At 49.0% G+C, this 24018-nt stretch carries 20 protein-coding genes; 16 read left to right on the forward strand and 4 right to left on the reverse strand.

Features of this window, described 5'->3' with window-relative positions; all coding sequences use genetic code 11:
• Positions 1 to 46 precede the first annotated feature (46 nt).
• Complete coding sequence (locus D0Y50_RS19620) at positions 47 to 205, forward strand: hypothetical protein (RefSeq protein ID WP_218023552.1); 159 nt, start codon at positions 47 to 49, stop codon at positions 203 to 205.
• A 79-nt stretch (positions 206 to 284) separates the two neighbouring features.
• On the opposite strand, the gene tolC is transcribed toward D0Y50_RS19620, so the two are convergent.
• The gene (tolC, locus tag D0Y50_RS02520; RefSeq protein WP_117315310.1) at positions 285 to 1664 is read right to left on the reverse strand and encodes an outer membrane channel protein TolC; all 1380 of its coding nucleotides are present in this window, start codon (positions 1662 to 1664) and stop codon (positions 285 to 287) included.
• 262 nt (positions 1665 to 1926) lie between these two features.
• Between tolC and nudF the strand changes: the two genes are divergently transcribed.
• The 7 genes from nudF to D0Y50_RS02555 all read left to right on the forward strand — a co-directional run bounded on the left by nudF (position 1927) and on the right by D0Y50_RS02555 (position 12522).
• Positions 1927 to 2556, forward strand: coding sequence for an ADP-ribose diphosphatase (gene nudF, locus D0Y50_RS02525; RefSeq protein ID WP_108565547.1), 630 nt, complete (start codon positions 1927 to 1929; stop codon positions 2554 to 2556).
• Between the two features lie 34 nt (positions 2557 to 2590).
• On the forward strand, positions 2591 to 2986 hold the full coding sequence (locus D0Y50_RS02530) for a DUF1249 domain-containing protein (protein ID WP_108565546.1): 396 nt from the start codon (positions 2591 to 2593) through the stop codon (positions 2984 to 2986).
• The gene (locus tag D0Y50_RS02535) at positions 2986 to 3720 is read left to right on the forward strand and encodes a metallophosphoesterase family protein (RefSeq protein ID WP_117315312.1); all 735 of its coding nucleotides are present in this window, start codon (positions 2986 to 2988) and stop codon (positions 3718 to 3720) included. Before D0Y50_RS02530 ends, D0Y50_RS02535 begins: the two co-directional genes overlap by 1 nt.
• Complete coding sequence (locus D0Y50_RS02540) at positions 3717 to 4298, forward strand: YqiA/YcfP family alpha/beta fold hydrolase (protein WP_117315315.1); 582 nt, start codon at positions 3717 to 3719, stop codon at positions 4296 to 4298. The genes D0Y50_RS02535 and D0Y50_RS02540 overlap by 4 nt, the downstream gene beginning before the upstream one ends.
• 168 nt (positions 4299 to 4466) lie before the next feature.
• The gene (gene parE, locus D0Y50_RS02545) at positions 4467 to 6359 is read left to right on the forward strand and encodes a DNA topoisomerase IV subunit B (RefSeq protein ID WP_117318614.1); all 1893 of its coding nucleotides are present in this window, start codon (positions 4467 to 4469) and stop codon (positions 6357 to 6359) included.
• Positions 6360 to 6427: 68 nt separating this feature from the next.
• Positions 6428 to 11017, forward strand: a complete 4590-nt coding sequence (locus D0Y50_RS02550) for an EAL domain-containing protein (RefSeq protein ID WP_117315317.1) — start codon at positions 6428 to 6430, stop codon at positions 11015 to 11017.
• A gap of 17 nt (positions 11018 to 11034) precedes the next feature.
• On the forward strand, positions 11035 to 12522 hold the full coding sequence (locus tag D0Y50_RS02555; RefSeq protein ID WP_117315319.1) for a GAF domain-containing protein: 1488 nt from the start codon (positions 11035 to 11037) through the stop codon (positions 12520 to 12522).
• Positions 12523 to 12675: 153 nt separating this feature from the next.
• On the opposite strand, the gene D0Y50_RS02560 is transcribed toward D0Y50_RS02555, so the two are convergent.
• Positions 12676 to 13845 carry a GGDEF domain-containing protein gene (locus D0Y50_RS02560; protein WP_117315321.1) on the reverse strand — a complete coding sequence of 390 codons (1170 nt, stop codon included), beginning with the start codon at positions 13843 to 13845 and terminating at the stop codon, positions 12676 to 12678.
• A gap of 343 nt (positions 13846 to 14188) precedes the next feature.
• Here D0Y50_RS02560 and D0Y50_RS02565 point away from each other — a divergent pair, with 343 nt between their 5' ends.
• Together D0Y50_RS02565 and D0Y50_RS02570 are read left to right on the forward strand one after the other, a co-directional pair.
• Positions 14189 to 14869, forward strand: coding sequence for an HAD family hydrolase (locus D0Y50_RS02565; protein WP_108565539.1), 681 nt, complete (start codon positions 14189 to 14191; stop codon positions 14867 to 14869).
• Between the two features lie 225 nt (positions 14870 to 15094).
• Complete coding sequence (locus D0Y50_RS02570) at positions 15095 to 16384, forward strand: hypothetical protein (RefSeq protein WP_117315324.1); 1290 nt, start codon at positions 15095 to 15097, stop codon at positions 16382 to 16384.
• Positions 16385 to 16390: 6 nt separating this feature from the next.
• Here the strand turns inward: D0Y50_RS02570 and priC are convergent, their stop codons facing one another.
• Positions 16391 to 16696: a primosomal replication protein PriC gene (gene priC / locus D0Y50_RS02575; protein ID WP_108565537.1), complete on the reverse strand. Its 306-nt coding sequence runs from the start codon at positions 16694 to 16696 to the stop codon at positions 16391 to 16393.
• A gap of 112 nt (positions 16697 to 16808) precedes the next feature.
• Between priC and D0Y50_RS19460 the strand changes: the two genes are divergently transcribed.
• Positions 16809 to 16985: a hypothetical protein gene (locus D0Y50_RS19460; protein WP_170145438.1), complete on the forward strand. Its 177-nt coding sequence runs from the start codon at positions 16809 to 16811 to the stop codon at positions 16983 to 16985.
• 1 nt (position 16986) lies between these two features.
• On the opposite strand, the gene epmB is transcribed toward D0Y50_RS19460, so the two are convergent.
• Positions 16987 to 18012 carry an EF-P beta-lysylation protein EpmB gene (gene epmB / locus D0Y50_RS02580; RefSeq protein ID WP_117315326.1) on the reverse strand — a complete coding sequence of 342 codons (1026 nt, stop codon included), beginning with the start codon at positions 18010 to 18012 and terminating at the stop codon, positions 16987 to 16989.
• A gap of 36 nt (positions 18013 to 18048) precedes the next feature.
• On the opposite strand from epmB, the gene efp reads away from it, so the two are divergent.
• The 5 genes from efp (at position 18049) to D0Y50_RS02605 (ending at position 24016) form a co-directional block, all read left to right on the forward strand.
• Positions 18049 to 18618 (forward strand): elongation factor P, encoded by a 570-nt coding sequence (efp, locus tag D0Y50_RS02585; RefSeq protein WP_108565534.1) that lies wholly within the window; start codon positions 18049 to 18051, stop codon positions 18616 to 18618.
• 155 nt (positions 18619 to 18773) lie between these two features.
• Entirely contained in the window at positions 18774 to 19742 is a 969-nt protein-coding gene (gene epmA, locus D0Y50_RS02590; protein ID WP_218023572.1) for an elongation factor P--(R)-beta-lysine ligase, read from the forward strand.
• 609 nt (positions 19743 to 20351) lie between these two features.
• Positions 20352 to 22769, forward strand: a complete 2418-nt coding sequence (locus D0Y50_RS02595; RefSeq protein WP_117315331.1) for a TonB-dependent receptor — start codon at positions 20352 to 20354, stop codon at positions 22767 to 22769.
• Positions 22770 to 22877: 108 nt separating this feature from the next.
• Positions 22878 to 23510 (forward strand): gamma-glutamylcyclotransferase, encoded by a 633-nt coding sequence (locus tag D0Y50_RS02600; RefSeq protein WP_117315333.1) that lies wholly within the window; start codon positions 22878 to 22880, stop codon positions 23508 to 23510.
• Positions 23507 to 24016, forward strand: coding sequence for a GNAT family N-acetyltransferase (locus tag D0Y50_RS02605; RefSeq protein WP_117315335.1), 510 nt, complete (start codon positions 23507 to 23509; stop codon positions 24014 to 24016). The genes D0Y50_RS02600 and D0Y50_RS02605 overlap by 4 nt, the downstream gene beginning before the upstream one ends.
• The last annotated feature ends 2 nt before the right edge of the window (positions 24017 to 24018 follow it).

Consider the following 24018-nt stretch of genomic DNA (forward strand, 5'->3'; position numbering starts at 1 on the left):
GCTTATCAGGCAATTAGGCCTGGTTTTTATGTAAAGTAAAATTCAAATGGATATGGATCTTATAACGTTGCAGAGCAAATTAAATCAATTTTCTGACCGACTAGAAAATTTTGAGCCATCTGCGACTAACCTCGCAGAATTGCAGCAGCAGGTGAAATTATTGGCTGAGTTGCTAAGCCAGGTAAACCATAAAATCGCCAATTAAATATGCCACAGGCGTAAATTAAGGCATTACAGACAGCAAAAAACCGGAGCAAACGCCCCGGTTTTTTTATACCTACAATTTATTGTGTAGATGTGTTGTTTTCTGAGGCAGGTTGTAGACCGCCATTGATCATTTTAACATCTTCACTGGTCAGCGTACCGGCGGCCTGTTTCAGATTAACCACTGACTGGATAAAGTCATAGCGGGCTACTGAAAGATTGCGGCGGGCATCAAACAGATTACGAGTGCTGTCTAATACGTCTACGATAGTACGTGTACCTACATCAAAGCCAGCTTCTGTGGCTTTCAGTGCACTTTGGGCCGACACTACCGACTGCTCCAGTGCGCGAATTGTTGAAATCGCTGCATTCACATCGTTAAACGAGCTTCTGACCGACTGGACGGTTTGGCGGTAGGTTTGTTCTAAATCCTGACTGGTTGCTATGTACAGGTATTTAGCTTGCTGCGTTTGCGCCGTGACCCGTAACCCCTGGAAAATAGGTACGGTCAGATTGACACCAACACTGTAGCTGTCCAGCCACGGCGTTTCATAATCAATCCGGTCGCTGGAAATATCGTTTTTAGTTCGGTTAGCACCTGCGGACAAGTCCAGCGTAGGGAAGTGTCCGGCACGCGCACTTTGTATATCTTCTTTGGCAATATCCAGCGCCAGGCGGTCTACCAGCAAAGACAAGTTGGCGTCTTCAGCAATTTTTAGCCAGGCTTCAGGGGTTGATGGGCTTGGCATTGAGGCTGAAAATGACTCAGTATTCAGGCTGTAAATACGGTCGTGGTATTTGCCAGTGATCACGCGTAGCGCTTCCAGGGCAAGTTCTACCTGGTTTTCGGCCTGAATTTCCTGCGCCACGGTACTGTCGTAGTTCGCCTGCGCTTCATGCACATCTGTGATTGCGGTCAAACCAACTTCAAAACGCTGCTTAGTTTGTTCCAGCTGGCGATCGATAGCACGTTTTTCGGCGCGCACAAATTCCAGGCTGTCTTTCGCGCGTAATACATCAAAGTAAGCGGTAACAGTACGCACAATCAAATCCTGCATGCTGGCCGCCAGTTGCGCATCACTTTGCTCAGCGACCTTTTCCGCTCGATCTAAGCCTACCCAGTTGGCATGGTCATACAACGACATTGTGGCCGAAATACCATAATCCAGTGTATCCGTATCTGAGTCGATAGTAATCAATGCCAGGTTATCTTCATCGGTCCCGGTAAACTGCGTACTTTCACGACTTGCTGTGGTATACCCCACGGTACCCGAAATTTGTGGCAGCAAATTGGCGCGACTAATTGATATTCCTTCAAAAGAAGCATCGCGTTGGGCTTTCGCACCATTAACAATTGGATCATTAGCCAGTGCTTGCTGATAAACCTGTAATAAGTCATCAGCTAAAGCAGAAGTAGTCACTCCTAAACTTATCACCAGCGACAGAAGTGTTCGTTTCATTAGTCCGCCTTCTATGTATTCTATTTGAGTCTTCAGACTGCTAAAGGTTGTAAAGTGTATGAAAGTCAACTGCAAATCGGTAGTCTATAGTCGTTTCAGCGCGTATTTAACTGTAACAGAATATGTGAATAATATTATGTCAAATAGCGCCAACAATAGACCAGCGATTGCCACCCAATTGCGCTGCCAACCACGTTCGTGTAAATCCACGACTCTTATTTTGCACGTATAATAACCTTTTTACATGCGAGAGTGAATGTAAGTGAGCAATAAAATCCATAGATTTAACTCAAACGACGTCAAAATCGAGAAAACCGAAACCCTCTATGACGGGTTTTTCAAAATGGTCCGGTATGACTTTACCCATAAATTATTTGCCGGGGGCTGGAGCGATACCGTTAAACGGGAAATTTTTGAGCGCGGCCACGCGGTAGCCGTTTTACCGTATGATCCGGTGGCCAAAGAGTTTGTGCTAATTGAGCAAATAAGGATAGGCGCGTTGCCGACCTCGCAAACACCGTGGCTCATTGAAGTGGTTGCTGGTATTATTGATGCCGGTGAAAGCCCTGAAGCGGTGTGTCACCGTGAAGCCCAGGAAGAAGCCGGGATAGCCCTTTCTCATTTGACCAAAGCCTTAAGTTATCTGGCCAGTCCAGGTGGCACCACCGAGCGAATTCACATCTTTGTTGCCAAAACCGACGCGCATCAGGCCAAAGGCATTCATGGCCTTGAAGACGAGGCGGAAGATATTCAGGTACACCGGGTAAAAGAGCAGGATGCCCTTGATTGGCTGGAAAATGGCCACATTGACAATGCAGCGTCGATTATTGCGCTACAATGGTTTTTTATGCACAAACAAACATTGCTGGAGAACTGGCATCACTGTGAGTAGTCAACAACGAAAGTATGTCCCCCACCTGCCCAGTATGCAGGCTACCTGCGAGGTGAATTACTCGCGGTTTTTGCGTGTCCTGCCTGACTGCGACACCCAGGATCTGTGTTTTGAATTTACGGTTGGGGCAAACCTGAGTTATCGCATTACGATTACCGAAGCGGCACGTTATACCACCAGTTTGATGGTAGAGCAGCTCAATGCCCATACACCAGCCTATCTGAAACCATCGATGATAGTACGGTTGTATCATGATGCCCGTATGGCGGAAGTTATTAGCAGCCAGAATACCGGGGCCTTCGCCCCCTCCTATGACTATCCTAATCGCAATATGCGTCAGCGTAATGAAAAGCAAATGGTCAATCAGTTTTTAGGTGAATGGTTACAGTTTTGTCTTAAACATCGGCCCAAAGTGGCCAGCGAGGCCTGATGCGGCTGGTTCAGCTAACCGACTGCCATCTTTTTTCCGAGCCTGACCAAACCGGCTACGCAGGTATCGCCCCGTACGCTGGCTTTAAACGGTGCTTACAGATGGCCGTGGGCAGCAAACCTGATGGCTTGCTAATCACCGGCGATATTAGTGGAGATGATAGCCAGGCCAGCTACCGGCATTTTATTGCATTATTAGCACGCTATGCAGCGCATCTGCCATTCAAAGTCATCGCCGGTAACCATGATAATAACCCGTATTTTAATAGTTTACTGGCGGCGCATACGTTAGGCGCCGGGCAGCCGTGGCTAATTGCCAACTGGGCGCTGCATGGCCTGGATACACGCTTTATGGCGGGGCAGGGGCGGGTTAAGCCACATGAGCTCAATGCGCTGCGACATGCTATGCAGCAGCATCACCACCGGCATCATCTGCTTGCTCTACACCACCATCCGGTGCCCAGCCATAGCTGGATGGATAGGCATTGTTTAACCAATACTGATTACCTGTGGCGGCAGCTTGCCGGACAGCCGGTTCGCTTGATGGTACACGGTCACTTACACCATACGGTAGCTAACCGTCACCAGCAGCTAACAACATTAGGCGCGCCCTCCACCTGTTGGCAATGGGCGTTGCAACCTACTTTTGCGCAAGCCCACCAGGCTGCCGGTATTCGGATACTTGATTTAGCTGCAGATGGAAGCTGGCAAACCCATATCAGGAGAGTAAAATGAGTGACCTGTTGTACCTGCATGGCTTTTTAAGCTCACCCCAGTCAGTTAAAGCGCAAGCTACAGCACAGTGGTTTGCACAACATCGGCCACACATTCGGTTACATATTCCGCAACTGTCGAATTTTCCAGGCAAGGTAAAAGCGCAGTTAGATGACTACCTGGCAGCGCATCCTGAACTGACGGCCCAGGGGCTAAAAGTCATTGGTAGTTCGATGGGCGGGTATCTGGCCAGCTATTTGGTAGAGCAGCACGGTGGCCGGGCGGTTTTAATTAATCCGGCAGTCAGGCCGTACGAGCTATTACTGGGGTATGTTGGCAATCATGTAAATCCTTATACTCAGGAACCTTTTTCTATCGTTAATGAGGATATGGATCGTTTGCAGCAACTTGATACCCCCCTTCTTAAGCACCCGGAAAACTATCTGGTATTACTGCAAACCGGCGACGAAACGCTGGACTATCGGCAGGCGCAGCAGAAATATCAGGCCAGCCAGCTACACATTGAACAAGGCGGCGACCATAGTTTTGTAAACTATTCCAATCAGTTACCAAAGATTGCGCGTTTTTTAGCAGTATAAGACAAAAGTCTAAGCTATTTGCCGGGGGGTGACGCCCCTGATAACCTTAACTGTATGTACAATGGTAAGTAAACGCGCCCGCGCGCGCGTTGCATACCTGGCAGGTGTTGGGAAGAAGCGGATGCGCTACCCACCCTTTGCGTGACGGCCTTAAGAGAAAAAATAACTATGGCAACCCAGTATAATTCAGACGCTATTGAAGTGTTAAATGGCCTTGACCCGGTCAAACGTCGTCCCGGCATGTATACCGACACGGTGCGACCTAACCATTTGGGACAGGAAGTTATCGATAACAGTGTGGATGAAGCACTGGCCGGCCATGCAACCAATATTAAAGTTATTTTGCATGAAGATCAGTCGTTGGAAGTGACGGACGATGGGCGTGGCATGCCGGTCGATATTCACCCTGAAGAAAAAATATCCGGGGTGGAGCTTATTATGTCTAAGCTGCATGCCGGCGGCAAATTTTCGAACCAGAATTATGCGTTTTCCGGTGGTTTGCACGGCGTAGGTATTTCTGTGGTCAATGCATTATCGACCAAGGTTGAAGTGACCATTCGCCGGGACAGTAATGTTTATCAGATTGACTTTGCCAATGGCGATAAAACCGAAGAGCTACGGGTGATTGACTCGTGCGGCAAGCGCAACACCGGGACCCGGGTGCATTTTTGGCCAGATCCTCAGTATTTTGATTCAGCCAAGTTTTCGGCCTCGCGGTTAATTCACAACTTACGTGCAAAGGCCGTGTTATGTCCGGGCCTGCGCATCAAGTTTGATAATAAAGTCTCTAAAGAAACCTACGAATGGCATTTTGAAGATGGCCTGCAGGATTACCTGTATCAGTCGGTAGCGCAGTTTGAAACCTTACCGGCAGAAGAGCCATTTATTGGCAGTTTTAAAGGCAATACAGAAGCGGCAGAGTGGGCTGTTATGTGGCTGCCTCAGGGTGGCGATTTGGTTACGGAAAGCTATGTTAACCTTATCCCCACCGCACAGGGCGGAACCCATGTTAATGGTCTACGCCAGGGGCTACTGGAATCAATGCGCGAATTTTGCGAATTTCGACATTTGTTACCCCGGGGGGTAAAGCTAACGCCGGATGATATCTGGGACCGTTGTGCCTATATTTTGTCGACCAAAATGCAGGACCCCCAGTTTGCTGGCCAGACCAAAGAACGCTTATCGTCGCGTCAGTCATCAGCGTTTGTTTCTGGCGTGGTAAAAGATGCTTTCAGCTTGTGGCTGAACCAGCATACCGAAATAGCTGAAGCACTGGCTGAGATGTGTATTAGCAACGCCCAGCGGCGCTTGCGGCAAAATAAAAAAGTTGCCCGCAAAAAGGTCACCCAGGGGCCGGCATTGCCTGGCAAACTGACCGATTGCTCGTCACAGGATATTAATTATTCAGAACTGTTTCTGGTCGAAGGTGACTCGGCGGGCGGTTCGGCAAAACAAGCTCGCGACCGCGAATTTCAGGCCATTATGCCGCTGCGTGGGAAAATTCTGAACAGCTGGGAAGTTGACCCTTCGCAAGTATTGGCTTCACAGGAAATCCACGACATTTCTGTTGCCTTGGGTATTGATCCGGCGTCAGAAGATTTAAGCGGGTTACGTTACGGCAAAATTTGTATTCTGGCCGATGCTGACTCCGACGGGCTGCACATTGCTACCTTATTGTGTGCGCTGTTTGTGCGCCATTTCACGACGCTGGTAGAAAAAGGGCACGTTTATGTAGCAATGCCCCCTTTGTATCGAATTGATGTGGGTAAGGAAGTATTTTACGCACTGGATGAAAGTGAAAAACAGGGCATTTTGGATCGTATTGAAGCTGAGAAAAAGCGCGGCAAAATCAATGTACAACGCTTTAAAGGGTTAGGCGAGATGAACCCCATCCAATTGCGCGAAACCACCATGGACCCGAATACACGACGCTTGGTTCAGCTTACTGTAGACGATACCTCACATATGCTTGAGCTGATGGATATGTTATTAGCTAAAAAGCGTAGTGGCGATCGTAAAAGCTGGCTGGAAAGCAAAGGGAATATGGCTGAAGTCGTATAAAATCCGCCTTAATATCATCGAAATTGGATTCATTGCAGTAAGAATAATGACTCAGCGGGATAGTAAGTTTGTCTGTCTTTAATGCCAGCTGGGTGACCAAACAGGATACGGGAAACGAATTGAATATGGGAAATACCGCAGCCTCGCAAGCTGACCAAACAAGCAAGATGCCATTTGTTGTTGGCGTAGGATCTTCAGCTGGAGGCATTGAGGCGTTAATTAATCTGGTATCGAACTTACCAGAAAAACTTAACGCCAGCCTGGTTATCGCGCAGCATTTATCGCCTAGTCATAAAAGCCAGATGACAGATATTCTGGCCCGCGAAACCCGCTATGAAGTTCAGGAAATTGAAGACAATGTGGCGCCTAAAAACAATGTTATCTATGTGGGGCCGCCCGGTCACCACGTTATTTACCGGCAAGGGCGCCTTCGGCTGGAAAAAAAGCCTGAAGATGTAACCCCTAAGCCCTCGGTGAACCTGTTGTTTGAATCGCTGGCCGATGAACTGGGCGATCACAGTGTAGGAGTGGTGTTATCCGGTACTGGTAGTGATGGCTCGCGTGGTCTAAGAGCAGTAAAAAGTGCGGGTGGCTATGCTATTGTGCAAAGCCCTGAAACCGCAAAATATGATGGGATGCCGACCGCCTCATTACAATCGGTGGAGGTTGACCGGGTGCTTTCACCGCATGAAATCGGCGCGGAGATTGCTAATTTTTGCAGCAACCTGATCAAAAGTTTTTTTCCGAACTCAGACGAAGAAAAAAACCAGCTGATGACGGAATTGTATGATGTGGTGCGTGATACCACCAAAATTGACTTCAGCTTTTATAAGCAGTCAACGTTATTGCGGCGGGTCAATCGGCGTTTAATAGCCACCAACAATGATAACCTCAAAGACTACTTAGCCCAGTTACACCATGATACTGATGAGGTGCGGTTACTGTCGAAAGAGCTGCTTATTTCGGTTACCAATTTTTTCCGCGATAAAGAAGCCTTCGAGGCTATTCGTAGCTATATCTGCGACATTGTTGAGAATAAAAAAGAAGGTGAAAATATTCGTCTGTGGGTGGCCGGCTGCGCTACGGGTGAAGAGGCCTATTCGCTGGCAATTTTATTCTTGGAGGAAATGCGCCGGCAAAACAAAGAGCTTTCCATCCAGGTATTTGGTACAGATATTGATGACAATGCCTTGGCAGTCGCTCGCAAGGGAAGCTACTCTACACACTCTATCAGTAGTCTGGACTCAGAACTGGTAGAAAAGTATTTTCGGTTTGAAGAAGACTCGTTTTACCCTTCCAAAAAGCTTCGCGACATCATTACCTTTTCGCGCCAGGATATCACCCGCGATCCGCCGTTTCTGCATTTAGATATGATTTCATTTCGTAATGTGATGATTTATTTCAATACGGAGCTGCAGCAGCGCGTATTATCGCTATTTCGTTATTCACTTTTAAATGCCGGTATATTGTTTTTAGGTAAATCTGAGTCTATTGGCCTGAAAGAAGAGTATTTCGTGGCGGTAGACCGTCGAAGCCGGATTTTCAAGGTTAGCCAGAGTTCTAAGCGTCCGGCTGTACCGCGCATGCTCAAAGGGGTGATCACTCCGTCAAAGGCAAAGGATACCCCGAGCAACAGTTATGAGCGCCTATTCAACGAAACAATTATTCGTGAATTCGGCCCCTCGGTGCTGATAAATACGCGCTTCACTATTTTGCACTCTCGCGGTGACCTGCAGCCCTTTGTAAGCTTTCCTTCGGGTACGCCGGATTTGAATCTATCCAAACTGATAGTCTCAGAGTTTTCCGCTGAACTGATTTCAACTTTCAATAAGGCCAAGCGTGACAGTGATGTGGCGATTAGCCGGCCCCGTCAGATTGAAAAAGACAACCGGCGGCACTGGAAAGTGGTGGTGATTCCGCTGGAGCAATTTGAAACGGATCTGTTTATCGTTAATTTCCGGCGCATTGAAGAAGTGCCTGTAGCGAAAAATGACACTACCTATGATACCGAAAACGCGGATGTGGCTGAGCTTATTGCCACCCGAGAACAATTGCAGACATTGACCGAAGAAATGGCGGCCTCAGCCGAAGAAATGCAGGCGCTGAATGAAGAAGTGCAAGCTGCCAACGAAGAGCTTCAGGCCAACAACGAAGAGTTGGAAGCCACCAATGAGGAATTGCAGGCTACCAACGAAGAACTGATTAGCGTTAATGAAGAAAGCATGCGCAAATCGGGCGAGTTATCGGCCATCAATGGTGAGCTGGAAAGTGTCTACAATACATTGGACTTTCCGTTGTTTGTATTTGACGATGAGCTGCTTTTAAGCCGCACTAATGAAGCGGCGAACCGCAAGTACCACCTAAATTCTTTAGCGTATAAAAAACGGGCAAAAGAGCTACACCTGCCCGAGTACTTTATTGATATTGAAAATAAGTTGCGCGCGACTTTGAAAACCAGTCGCAAAATGAACATCATTATTAAACCGACAGAAAAAGAAACACTGAATCTGTTTATAACGCCGCTGATTAATGCCCGGCAAAAAACCACCGGCGCCATCCTGGTGATCATCGATAATTCTGAATTAGTGCGGGCCCATGAAGACGTGGAGAAAAACCAGGACCAGTTGTTATCGATAATGAACAATTCGCTGTCGGTAGTTGCCCTTAAGGATAATTCTGGACGCTACGAGTTTGTTAATGCGCGCTTTGAGGAAATATTTGGCATGACCTCAGAAGAGGTGCTGGGGAAAACAGATAATCATCTGTTTAATAAAAAAATGGCCAAAATGCTGCGGGAAAAAGATTTAGATACCATGCGTTCGCTGGCGCCGGTTCGAACAGTTGATGAGTTTGAGCGGGATGACGGAGCGGTAGTGCTTGAAAGCGTGCGTTTCCCGATTTTTGACACCGATGGAACAGTCAAATCAATCTGTACCCAGGCTAATGATATAACCCGTACGCGCCATGCTAACGAGCAGCTGAAACTGGCAGGCAAATTGTTCGACCGTACCGGCGAAGCCATTTTGGTTGCCGACGAAAACCGTAAAATTATCACTTCCAATCAGGCATTTACCGAGCTTACCGGTTACAGCATTGATAAGCTGATGGGTAAACAAGCCCGTGACTTTGCCGCAGATATATATTCGCCGGCCTTTTTTGAACAAATTGATGAAGCGCTAAACCTGCAAGATTACTGGCAAGGCGAGGTCACCTATCTTGATGCACAAAGCGAAGAGCTAAAGCTGTGGGTTACCATTAATGCGGTAAAAGATACCAATAACAAACATACCAACTTTGTTATGACCTACAGCGACGTAAATGAAATTAAAAATGTGCAGCGCAAAATTGAGTTTTTAGCAACCCATGATGAGCTAACCCGGTTGCCCAATCGCAGTGTGTTGATGGAACGTTTGGGCATGATGCTGACCACCGCCAAACGCCAGGAAAGCATGTGTGCAGTATTGTTTTTCGACTTGGATGACTTTAAGAAAATTAACGATAGCCTGGGGCATAATGTGGGCGATTTGTTGCTTAAGCAGGTATCCCGCCGGTTACAAAAATGTATTCGCGATACCGATATTCTGGCCCGCATGGGGGGCGATGAGTTTGTGGCAATCTTGCAATCCACCAGCGTTAATGAAATTGATGAAGTGGCACAGCGCATTATCAAAGTCATCAACGCGCCTTTTGAAATCAATGAACATACGCTGTTTGCTTCGGCCAGCATTGGTATTTCAGTATACCCAGATGACGGTGCTGATAATTTTGTGCTGCTGAAAAATGCGGATACAGCGATGTACCGGTCTAAAGAGCTGGGCCGCAACCAGTATCAATTCTTCACCGAAGAAATGAAACAGGAGGCGGTGCACAAAATGGAGATTGAAAAGGCCTTGCGCAGCGCACTTACTGAAGGCCACTTTAGTATGAGTTTTCAGCCCCAGGTGGAGATTAATTCAGGGGCTATCGTTGGCCTGGAAGCCCTTTTGCGGTGTGACAGCGAAGCGTTGGAAGGCACGCCGGCGCAAAAATTCATTGAGGTAGCCGAACGCGGCCGGCTGATTGAAGAGATTGGCCTGCATGCGCTTGATTTAGTGTTTCAGCAAATTCATGGCTGGCACACCCGTAATATTGAAGTGCCGAAAGTCGCTATCAATATTTCGGTGAAGCAGTTACAGGATGACAGTTTTGTCACCCATACCGCACATTTGATGAAAAAATATAAGATTAAGCCAAAACAGCTTAAGTTCGAAATTACCGAAAGTGCGCTGGCTGAGCGCATGGATGTGTTAATTGAAGAGCTTAATAAATTGGTGGATATGGGTATTGTGCTTAGCGTTGATGACTTCGGCGTAGGCCAGTCTTCTTTATCGCAGCTACGTAAATTGCCCATACATGAGCTTAAAATAGATAAAAGTTTTATCGCCGGCATGTGTGAGTCTGAGGATGCCCATACTATTACCCTGGCAATTATCCGGATGGCGCATGCGCTGGGCTTGCAGGTTGTCGCCGAAGGGGTGGAAAATGCAGCGCAATTGGAAATACTAAAGAACGAACAATGCCAGATAGTTCAGGGGTTTTATTTATATGAGCCGCAAGGCAGCAATAAAACTGCACAGATGTTATCGTCTGCGCCACAAAACGTGTTAGCGACAGAATAATATCTACCGGAGGACCAATGGATGTAACCGAGCTACTGGCAAATTGCGAAAAAGAAGCGTTACATCTATCGGGACAAATTCAGTCCTTTGGGGCGCTCCTGTTACTGGATGAAGAGTCCCAGACGGTAACCCATGCCAGCGCTAATATTGAAGCGTATGTAGAAAAAGATCTGGAACAGCTGCTAGGGGCTAACTTTGATGTGCTGGAGTGGTTGCGTGAAGATATGCTGGCAAGGCTGCCCCAGGAGCCAGGGCAACGCATCACATTTTATGATTATGTGGTGGGCCCGCACATCTGTCATATCCGGCTGATTCGCGGCGAAGGTGCGGTGGTAGTTGAGCTTGAGCAGGCGACTACACCACAAAGTTTCACCAGTTACCAGGCACTCGAAGCAAAGCTGTATCCGGAGCCTGATGAGCAGTGGCAGGAAACTGACTACTTCGATAACCTGCTGACGACGTTGCATGAAGTACTGCCTTATCGTCGCTTAATGCTGTACCGGTTTGAAAGTGACTGGGTGGGTGAGGTAGTCGCCGAGTCAGTCAGCGACGGTGAACAAGATTACCTGGGCCTGAAATTCCCTGCCTCTGATATTCCAGCCATCGCCCGGCAAATGTATTTTCAAAACCCCTCCCGCATGATTCCTGATGTAACAGCGGCTGCTGTGGATATTGTGGCGCTCAAAGATTCGCCGGTGGCCGATTTGACCTGGTCAGATTTACGCAGTGTGTCGCCCGTGCATTTACAGTATCTGCAAAACATGGACGTAGGGGCATCGTATTCTATCGCCTTGATCATTGGCGGCAAACTATGGGGGATTGTGGCATGTCATCATCCTTGCGCGGTAACCATGGACGTCACCAGCCGGCAAACAGCAGAAAAGCTGGTGAAACAGTTTTGTACGCTATACAACACATACCGTTCCAAAACCCGGTTGGCGTTACTTCGCAATATCGAACAGCGTGTGGATGAAATGGTACGGGTCCTGTCGGGCCAGGACTCGGTCACCAGTTGCCAGTTCCTGGCCGATATTCTGGTTTACGAACTCAGCGCATCGTCTACCGCCTTGTTGCTAAACGGCACCTGGTATCAGTCGGGCAGAACCGTTGATGAGGCAGTACTGAACCAGCTTGACAGGCAGGTAAAAAATGACTTTTCTGATTACATTTTCCAGACCAACAATATTACTCAGGATTATGGTGACGAGTTTGGTCATCCGGCGGTGCGCGGCGTATTAGCTATCAAACCTAACTTTGAAACCGGTTCTTTGCGTTGTTACGCGTTTCGGGTACCCGAAGCCCAATATATACAGTGGGCGGGGAATCCTGAAAAAAGCCAGCAGAAAACGAATGAAAGTGGTGTACTTACCCCGCGTTTATCGTTCGAAAAGTGGACCGAAACCCGCGGAGAGGCCAGCCGGGAATGGACTAAGGAAAATGTGCTGTTAGCGAAAAAAGTACGCGCCGTGATTTTGCGTGAAGCCGGCAGTTTTCTGCTGTCATAAACTTTAGGTGTAGTATTTATTTACTTATAGGGCGAAGTGCCAACACAGACTTGCGGCGCTTAGCCACCCGGCCTTAACCATGCAGCTAAGATGACAACCTCCGTAAAGCGGCTATTTACACTGAAGTTCGAAGCATCGTTAGCCATACCTCACTTAAGTACCGGTAAAGGCCAGGGTAGTGTCACTGCATACCGTATTACGTCCGGTGGCTTTCGCCTGGTATAGCGCTTTGTCGGCTCTATCAAGTACAGCTTCCCAGCTCACATCTTGCGCTGTGGCTGCTGCTATGCCCAGGCTAATCGATACCCAAATGGCTTTATGGTATTGGTAGGGGCTGTGATTAACCGCTTCGCGAATCTTTTCCGCAATAGATGATGCCTGTTCAGGCTCGGTATCCGCCAGCAAGATAGCAAATTCTTCGCCACCCAGTCTGAACAGCCATTTACCCGGCCCATAAGCTTGCCGCGCTTGCACGGTGATATGCTGTAAGACCTTATCTCCAATAACGTGTCCATAGGTGTCGTTAATTTGTTTAAAATGATCCACATCCAGAATCACAATGCATAATGACTGATTTTTGTTACGGCACTCATCAAAAACCTGTGGCGCCATACGCATTAAGGCGCGGCGGTTATACCAGCCGGTCAGGCTATCGGTGAGCGCTGACGTACGTAATGCTTCAGCTTTTTGCCAGGTAATGAGGTAAGCAAAGGCCATAGCGATAGCAATAATATACAGCATTACAAAAAGTGAGCCTGCCGAACGTAAATAGGCGCTGCCCGGCACACTAACCCCGGCCAGGTCGGCTACCATCGCCACTTCACGCAACAACATTTGGGTGAAAAACAGCCCTAGCACCCATAGCAAAGGGGTGTAACCGCCAATGGTGCATTGCCGTCTGGATACCAAAATATATAGCGCTGAAGCCAGACACAACGCCAGGACCATCGCATAAAAAATGATAATTCGCCTATCCAGGCTGGTGGCGATAGCAGGTAAAAAATGCAGGCTGAGACTAAATAGCGCGAGTACTGCTATCCAGTTGTAGGCTGAACGGCCGCCGATATGTTGACGTATACCACTGAAAATAAACCCGTGGCCGGCTAAATACAGCGCATTGGCGATGCCCGGGACAAGCAAAAAAGGCAGCGGCCAGTAAGCATGAACCACCGCCAGCAGCGAAGAAACTGAGAAGCAAAGCATCGCGGCTATCCAGTCGGGTAACGCTGCTTCATCCCGGCTGGTGCCATACAGCCCGGCCATCGCAGCCGCCATCATAATGCTGACCAGCATAGTGCAAATGGTAAGTGTAAAGTTGTCCAAGCTGACCAATCCTGTGCTGTCACATTCCTTAAAAAACAGTGTGTCCCGAGGCCGTGTTTATGCAGTATATGGTGGATGGCACGATGTTACGTGCGCCACTGCCACGCCTTATCAAATAAGCATAGTCAGGCTTTTCAAAAAGTCCGTGCTTACCTGCCACTATTTGCATTAAATTTGTCATAACAAGCACGGATAACGACTAACGGACAGCGAGTTGTCTGGTAAATGCTCAGGTCACCCAGAGCAAAACTCAGCTCGCTTATCGATAAACTCATTGAGATACTGAGGGCGACAAGGCAGGATAAGTCAATAAACTTCATTTATTAGGCGCAGAGGAAAGCAAATGACTCACCGAGCAGGCATTAACCGCAATACTAAGGCGATATTATTCGACCATGACGGCACCTTAATCGACTCCGAAGCGGTGCACTTTGCGTTGTGGCAGCAAGTATTAAACGCCTACGATATAACCCTGGAACGCGAATTTCACGACGAGAAAATGGCCGGTATCCCCGTCAATCAAAACGCCAAAGATGTGATTGCGCATTTCTCGTTAGATGCCGATCCCGCTGAGCTGGCAGACCAAAAGCATGCGCTCACCGCCCAGTACCTGGCCGAACAGGCATTCCCTTTAATGGATGATGCTAAAGCCGCTATTGAGCGCTGTTACGAGGCGGGATTTACCCTGGCGATTGTCACCGGCGGAAGCCGATTGTCGTTGGAGAAAACCCTGACTACGCATGGCTTCAGTGATATGTTCAGCGCTACGGTGGCAGTGGAAGACGTGGCACACAGTAAGCCGGCTCCCGATTGCTATCAAAAGGTGCTGGCTATGTTGGAACTCGACGGCAGCGAAACGGTAGCCGTGGAAGACACTATGTATGGCATGCAGGCTGCTTTAGGTGCTGGTATTGCGTGTATTGCTATCCCCACCGAGAACTCCAGCGATCATGACTTTACCGGGGCGGTGGGGCGTTTTGATAGTCTCACTCAGTGGTTGGATGAAGCCCTGGCCAAACCTTAGGCGGACCTTTATAACCTTAAAGCGAGCGTCCCTATGGCGCTATTGCTGGTAAGGCGCTGAAAAATTGCGTATAGCAGAGGCCATAAATAGCAAAAACGCCGTATAATGAGGCCGTTATCAGGTAGCCTGCGTATCCGGTAACTGTATTGTCTACGAATATCGTTGTATTTGCGGTGCAGTTAACCAAAAATACACTGTTTTTTATTTTTCAGGTGAGTAAAAGATTTGTCTGTATTGCGCAAGTTAGCTGTAGCGGTGGCCGTCCTGGCGGGTGTCGTGGGGGTATTGCTGGTGTTGATGATTGACACATCAGCGTCAGTGAAATCATCTGCCTCTGAACAAATTGGTGATGCCGATACCGTGAATCACCTGCTTAACCAAATCCAAACCAGTATTTCTGATCGGCATAACCAGCACACTATCAAAGTGTCGCAAAAACAGGTTGCCAGCCTGGTTGGTTTTGTCCAGCGGGCCGCCCCGTATATTCGCGGGAATGTAGATATTGCCAGCCAGCACAGCCAACTGCAGGCCAGTATGGCGCTACCGGTGTTTGCCGGGCATCTTTATATTAATGTTGATATGCGCATTTTGCCCGACGATAAATTTACCATCGATTATATTGAAATTGGTAACTTGTATATTCCCGGCGGCCTGGCCGTAGGGCTGGTGGAGCACGCCATCAATATGTGGACCGATAGCGATATTGGCACCCAGGCACGTCAGCAAATTTCCCGGGTAAGTATGCAGCCTGAAGAGGTGGCCGTGACGGTTGAACCTATGGATAGGTTTTTACGTGAATTAAATGAGGTCCGTAGTGGCCTGGGGAATGACAGCGGCGATGAACTGACCGAGTTGACGGGCTACTACCTGCGTTACATCGCCGGTAGGGAGTTAGCGTTAAAGAAAAAGCCCCAGCCATTTCATCTTTACCTGCGGCAAATTATGGCCCGCGCCCGAGAGCAAAGTAATCAGGATAATGTGCTAATGCACAACAAGGCAGCCGTGCTAGCCCTGTCGATCTTTATCGGGCACCACCGTATTGCCAATTTTGTGGGTGATGTGCAACCGGATATTGAACATGCGTTAAAGCCTGCTGCGCCGCCTTTATTACGTGGACGCAACGACTTGGCCAAGCATTTTATTATCTCTGCTGCGTTGAAAATGCTCAGTGAACAGGATGTCACGTTTGCGATAGGTGAATTCAAAGAGTTAATGGACCGGGGAATGGGCGGCAGCGGCTATAGCTTTGTCGATTTAACCGCCGATTTGGCCGGTTTGGAGCTGGCGCGGGTGTTGGGCGACCCGGAAACCGCGCTTGCTACCCAAAATGCGCTGGCCAGCGCCGCCGATGAAGGGGTTTATATGCCAACTATTGAAGGGCTTACCGAGGGGTTAAGCAAACAAGAATTTGATCGCCGCTACGAAAAAGTCGACAGCGAAGCATATTTAAACGAAGTGGCCCGGATTAAGGCACGCTTAAGCCAGATTCCTTTGTATCAACAGGCCACCGAGTAGGGCGGTTTACACCGCCTTTTGAAACTGAGCCAGCGTTTGCAGCGCGGTCTGGATTTTTTCTACCAGCGGTACCAGGGCTGTTTTAAACTGTGCCTCATCAAGGGTTTTAAGCGCTTGCCAGTCTTCAGCAATTTCCTGAACATAAGGGGTGAAGCGCTTAGCTTGGGTGCGAAAGCCACTGTCTGCGGCAAATACCGCAGAAAATTTACCTTGCTGAGCTTGTTGTAAGCCATCTAATTTATTATCTGCATCTACCGCTTTGCGATACAGAGTCTGGATGGTTTCCTGAAGTTGGTCGTGAACCGCTTGCATGGCGCCCCTTCGAAATGTTGTCTAAAGTTTAGCTGGTGCAGGCCGATAGCCTCATGAGGCGGGCAATTTTGCCTGCTTTTTAGCTTTGCTACAAGCAACAAAGGAAACGGGTATGGATATATCAGGAGCGAATAGCTCTGCAACATCCGGTGCCTCGCTTGAGTTGGCAAAAAGTCAGCAAAAACAAGAGGGACAGGCGACGCTTCAGCTGCTGGAATCAGCCGCTGACGTACCAAAAGCCACCTCCGCTAACCCGGCAGTAGGTGCCAACATTAATACCTACGCTTAAGTTACGGTTGTAAATGTAAGTCTATCGGCGTCTTGCCGGGTTGGCCCCCAATCTCTCTGGTGAGCTTGGGTACCAGAAAGCCCGGCAGACGCTTTATCATTTGCGCTACGACCTGCTTACCCGTTTCCTCGCTAACATCAAAATGGGCAGCACCTTCTACTTTGTCCAGTAAAAACAGGTAATAGGGTAAAATGCCGGCATCAAACAATGCTTCGCTTAGTGCAACCTGAGCATCTGCTGTATCGTTAACGCCTTTTAGCAGCACGCCTTGATTCAGCAACATAACTCCCTGTCTCGCCAGTCCTGCCAACCGTTGTTTTAAAGCTTCGCTGATTTCATTTGCATGGTTAATATGTAACACCAGCACGGGTTTTAACCGGCTACTGGTCAGCCAATCAGCCAAAGCCGCGTCTATGCGTTCGGGTAATACCACCGGTAAACGGGTATGAATACGCAAGCGCTTAACGTGGGGTATCTGGGCAATTTGAGCGGTCAACCAGGCCAGAAAGTCATCTTTTGCCATGAGTGGATCACCGCCGGAATAAATTACTTCATTAATCTGCGGGTGGGCCTGAATATACTCAATGTTGTGTTGCCACTGGGCTTTATTAACCGCGTTCTCAGCGTAGGGAAAATGCCGCCGAAAACAATAGCGACAATTAACCGCACAACCAGTACGCACCATCAGTAAAACCCGGCTTTGGTATTTGTGTAGTAGGCCTTTGCCTGCGGTGTCATGCTCTAGGAGGGGATCGGCGCTGTAGCCCGGCACCACCGCAAATTCGTCTGCCAATGGCATAACCTGCCGGAGTAACGGATCGTGCCAGTTGCCTTTTTCCATTAAGGCGGCAAAATGACGCGGCACCCGTAACGGAAATAACTGCCTGGCCTGGCCATGATGCGCCAGCCCAGCCGTGTCTAATTCCAGGTATTCAAGCAACTTTAGCGGGTCCGTAAAACTATAAGCTAACTCTTTTTGCCAGTTATGCTCTACAGTCACTCGATTTTTAGGTATTATTTGCGCCACTTCGTTCTTTACACCTTTTGTTTTAGCAGAGGATTTATGGCTAATTACAGCACTAATGAATTCAAAGCTGGCCTGAAAATTATGCTGGATGGCGAGCCTTGCAATATCATGGAAAATGAATACGTCAAACCGGGTAAAGGCCAGGCGTTTAACCGGGTTAGAATCCGTAAACTTATTTCAGGCAAAGTGCTTGAGAAGACCTTCCGTTCAGGTGAATCTGTGGAAGGTGCTGACGTTATGGATACCGAATTGGCCTACCTATACACCGACGGCGAATTCTATCACTTTATGAATAATGAAACATTCGAACAAATCGCTGCTGACGAAAAAGCGGTGGGTGACAATGTTAAATGGCTGGTGGAAAATGACGTTTGCACCATTACCTTATGGAATGGCTCGCCAATTACCGTCACCCCGCCGAACTTTGTTGAGCTGGAAATTACCGAAACAGACCCAGGCCTCAAAGGGGATACCGCCGGCACCGGGGGCAAGCCGGCTACATTAAGCACTGGCGCGGTAGTAAGAGTTCCTCTGTTTGTACAAACCGGTGAAGTTATTAAGGTGGATACCCGCTCAGGCGAGTACGCCTCTCGGGCACAAAAATAAGTCGCCTGTAAACCAATCCTGTGAGCCGGCCAAACCCAAGGTATAGCCCTGGGCTTACCGGCTTCAGCCAAATATAGATTAAGCGGGGAGCAGCGCGCCACGACGTAGTCTGCTACCCGCTGTGTTGTGTTGTAACCTCCTACCTGCGGTGTGACATTATGCAATGGCAACCCACTACCTCTCATCAGCAGCGTTTGGCCAGAGCGAACTTGCTGCATCAAATTAGGGATTTTTTTTACACCCGCCAAGTGCTTGAAGTTGATACGCCATTATTAAGCCGCGGCACCGTAACCGATGTTCACCTTGCTGCGTTTGCCACCCGTTTTAATCACGACAGTAGCGGCCAGCCCCAAGACTTATACTTGCAAACATCGCCGGAATTTGCCATGAAGCGTTTACTTTGTGCTGGTAGTGGCCCGATCTATCAAATTTGCAAAGCATTTCGTCATGAAGGGGCGGGGCGTTGGCATAATCCAGAATTTACTATGCTTGAATGGTATCGGACCGGGTTTGACCATGTGCAGCTAATGCATGAAGTTGATGCCCTGTTACAGCATACGCTTGATACCGAGCCCGGCGAGTATATTAGCTACCAGCAGGCAATGATCCGATGGGCAGGCCTTGACCCTTTAGCCTGTCACAAGCCAGCCTTGCTTGAGGCACTTACCACACACCATATTGATATTGATGAACCAGATTCACTCACGGTAGATGGCTTGCTGCAATTGGTGTTCTCGTTGGTGGTAGAGTCAAAAATAGGCCAGCAGGTACCTTGTTTTGTTCACGGGTTTCCGGCTAGTCAGGCTGCTTTGGCCCGTTTGAATTTGCAAGACCCCCGCACCGCAGATCGCTTTGAGGTGTATTACCGGGGCGCTGAGCTCGCCAACGGATTTTACGAGTTGAGTGCGCCGCGCGAACAGCGTCAACGCTTTATACAAGATAATGCATTGCGGTTAACAGCAGGTTACCCGGAGATGCCGATAGATGAACACTTTTTGGCAGCTTTAGAAGCGGGGTTGCCAGATTGCGCTGGCGTGGCATTGGGTATAGACCGCCTATTGATGCTTAAAACCGGTGCATCGTGCATCACCGAGGTGCTTAATTTTGGGATAGATCGGGCCTGAGGGCTATTTATCGCCCATCGTGGTTATCAGACAGTTTATTAAAGTATAAAGCAGGCCCCAAAGGCATTTATGCACCACTTCAGGCCTGCTTAGCGAAACTGCACTGGCGGTACTGCTTCATCCAAGTCACTTTCAGTTAAACCCGCTAAATGGCGGCAGTCAAGTTGTTCCCTGCCACGGGCACTGCCTGGCGCGCTAAATACCGCTCAAGGCCCGTCGTGCAGAGAGTCCCCCAGCGACTGCTCAATAATCGCTATACCTTTAGGTTTTCCAACGGTAGCCATTTCTGGCGACTGGCAGCGTATGGCCTTATTCTTGCTCTAATCTCGCTTCGTATGCAGTAAATATGCTTTCAAGCGTAATGAGATTACTGACAAACCTTCGCTGACATCGCCAGCCCGCCGATGAAAAACTAGGTGATACAAAGCCCGCTAATGAAAAGCAGCCCGTAAGCAAGCCCGCCGTTGAATCCGGTGGAAATAACATTGATTGACGACCAGCTGAGCATTTCTACCGATAAGCAACCGTTGACATTTTTATCAATGAACGTGAAAATGTTATAACATAACAATATCAGATACCTTTTAATTAAACATTAGCGGGAAGCACATGTACAGACGTAAGCTTATTGCAGCATCCATCATTGTGGCGTGTTCGCCAGTAGTCCTGGCCAATACCATTACAGGCACAATTACGAACGAAGCAGGTAAGCCAGTCGCTGGCGCAAAAATCAGCGTTGAAGGGTCACGCAAAGTGGTGCTAACCGACGGGGCGGGGCGCTATACACTCAGTGATATCTCCCCGGTCGATGTGCATATACATGTGTCTTCTGCGCAATATTTGCATGGCGATAAAGATTTAGGCGCCATTGAAGGTGACGAAGTGGTGGATTTCACCTTAACCCCATCTTCGGTGGAAAACATTTTGGTCACCGCCACGGCCATGCAATCGTCAGTGCTGGAGTCGGTCACCCCTGTCTCAGTATTGGGCGCAGATGAGCTGCGTAAACGCCAGGCACCCACGCTGGGCGAAACACTCAAATCAACGCCGGGCGTGCACAGTTCTTATTATGGGCCGGTATCTTCCAGTCCGGTTATTCGGGGAAATGATGGCCCGCGGGTGAAAATTGTGCAAAACGGCCTGGATGTTTCAGATGTTTCGCGCATTGGGCCGGACCATAATGTGGCGGCCAATACCACCAGCGCAACCCAGGTTGAAGTATTACGTGGGCCGGCTACCTTGCAGTATGGCAGTGGCGCCATTGGTGGGGTAGTGAACGTGGTAGATAAGCGTATTCCTCAAACTGTACCGGCACAGCTTGAAGGCGAAGCTGAAGCGCGTTACTCCACCGCAGACAATGGAAAATTCGGCAAAATTGACGTGACTGGCGGGCAGGGCAACGTTGCTTATCATTTTGATGGTTTTACCCGCGACACCCAGGATGTGGATATCCCCGGTTATGCCTCTGTCGCGCCGGATGACGATGAGCCGTACGGTACCTTGGAAAATAGCGCAATGGAGACCACAGACTTCACCGGCGGTATCAGCTATGTGCAGGACGAAGGCTATATCGGTTTTGCGGTTGAGCGTCTGGATAACACCTATGGCGTACCTGGTCATAGCCATGCCCACGACGAAGAACATGAAGAGGAACATGAGGAAGACGGCATAGAGCACGATGAAGCCGAGCATGCAGAAGAAGGCACCAGCATTGATGTGGAAATGACCCGTTATCAAATGGCAGGCGAGCTGTATTCGCCGGTTAGCTTTCTCAACAGTATTAAATTTGCCGCAGCGCATACGGACTATACCCATGTTGAGATTGAAGACGGCGCCATTGGTACCCGCTTTAACAATGACAGTACCAACCTTCGTTTAACCGCCAACCATATTAAAATTGATGGCTGGCACGGTATTATCGGCCTCCAGGCCAGTACCAGCGATTATGAAGCTGTGGGTGATGAAGCCTTCTCGCCACCGACCCAGACTGACAACTATGCCCTGTATGTTGTTGAACAAAAAAGCTTCGGCAAGGTTACCGCCGAATTAGGTGGTCGTATCGAACGTACCGAATATGATATTAGTGACACGCAGATTGATTTGCATACCGGTGACCATGAAGAGGAAGAAGAAGGGCATGATGAAAGCCCATTACAATTTTCTTTTGACGATTATAGCTTCACGTCCACCTCGTTATCAGCCGGCGCAAACTGGGAGTACACCCAGGGCCAGTCGGTTGCCTTAACCTTATCCCGCAGTGAGCGGGCGCCCAGCCAACAGGAATTGTTCTCAGGGGGCGCCCATTTGGCCTCACAAACCTATGAATTAGGGTTGGTTTTTGCGCTAGATGAAGACGGCGAGCTAGCCTCTTCGTTGCGTGATGTGACAGAGGAAGTCAGCACCAATGTAGATTTAACCTTTCGTAAGTATACGGGGAATTGGGGCTATACAGCGTCACTGTTCTACAATCAGGCAGACGATTATATCTATCAGACAGATACCGGTCTGACCGCCCTCGAAGCGCATGAAGAAGAGGCGCATGACGATGAAGAAGGGCATGACGAGCATGCAGAAGATGGCTTACCAGTGTTTGCTTTTAATCAGGCCGATGCCGATATTTATGGTATGGAAGCGGAAGTTTATTACGATGTAAACGCTCAATGGCGGGTGGAAGTCTTTGGTGATGTGATTCGTGCGAAGCTGGATAACGAAGACCTGCCGCGGATCCCGCCATTACGGGTAGGTACCCGTGTAAGCTACACCGGTAACCAGTTAAGCGGTGAGGTGGGTATTACCTACAACGACGAACAAGATAAGGTTGCCGCATTTGAAACCATCACCGATAGTTACACAATGCTAAACGCCAACGTGCAATACGAAATCAGCCGCCAAGGTGTGAGCTGGGTATTATTTGCCAACGCCGATAACCTTACCGATGAAGAAGCACGAGTACATACATCATTTTTGAAAGATAAGGCGCCACTGCCTGGGCGTAATTTCACGGTAGGGGTACGGGCGTTATTTTAATGCAACACTGCTAAACCGGCTGGCTCACCACACGCTAACAGGGGGATGAGCCAGCCCGCCATCCTTGCTATACTGACTGGAAAAATGCGCATCCTACAGGAATGAGTTTTGACCTTAAGTCAGTTACAGCAGTGGTTTGATTCGTTCAGTTATAATCATTTAATTCTGGGTTACGGCTCGCTCATCAATCGCGATAGTCGCCAGCGTTTTTCTGACCTTACCCATACCGGCCTGCTCGTTGAAGTCAACGGCTTCGCCCGCGGTTGGATTACCCGCAGCATTCGCGAACAGCAAACCTACGTTGGGGCCTGGCCTGAACATAGTGGTCGGCTGAACGCATTAATGGTGCCCACCGCACTTAGTCCGGCGCTGGCTCGTCGCGAAAAAGACTACCGGTTTGTGCAGGTTCAGCCGCAGTATATTGACGCCGGGCTCGACATCCAGTCCAGCCAATTTCTGCAAGACCGTTTAGCCCACAAACAGGTATGGATCTGCCAGTCGTTGGCCACGCAATTGGCAGACGCCCACTATCCGGTGTCGCAAACTTACATTGATACCTGTCTGGCTGGTTGTTTAGAGCACGGCGGTCAGGCCAGCGCGCAAGCATTTATTCGCAGCACGGCCCACTGGCCTGAACACATTCGCCAGGACCGTAAGCAGCCTGCGTATCCGCGGCCAGGACGGGTCAGTCCCCACCAACAGCGCCAGATCGATGCATTACTATTGCAGGAGCAGGCATGAGCGATTATCAGTTCATTAGTAGCCGCCTGGGGTTGCGTAAAGCGTGTGGGGATGATGCGCCGTGGATATATACTCTTAATAACGATCCCGCATGGCTGCGTTTTATTGGTAATCGCGGCGTTCATAGTATCAACGATGCGAAGAAATATATTGCCCTAAGCCATGAGCATTTCGACCGGTGGGGGTATGGCCTGTGGGTGGTTGAACGGCGCCATGACCGACAACCGCTTGGTATGTGCGGCCTGTTAAACCGGGGCATTTTCGGCTGCCCCGATTTGGGCTTTGCCTTTTTAGCCGAAAGCCGCGGTAAAGGCTATGCCAGTGAGGCCGCGCTGGCAGTGATCAAGCGGGCCAAAAGCTATTACCAGTTTAGTTATTTAAGCGCTATTGTACATCGGCATAATACCCCTTCACGCCAGTTGTTGGAGCGGTTAGGGTATCGCCACCAGGGGCACCTTTTTATGCCGAAACTAACGCGCCAGCAGTTATACTGGCGAACATTATAAAA

The organism is Salinimonas sediminis (assembly GCF_003429285.1).
Taxonomy (GTDB): domain Bacteria; phylum Pseudomonadota; class Gammaproteobacteria; order Enterobacterales; family Alteromonadaceae; genus Alteromonas; species Alteromonas indica.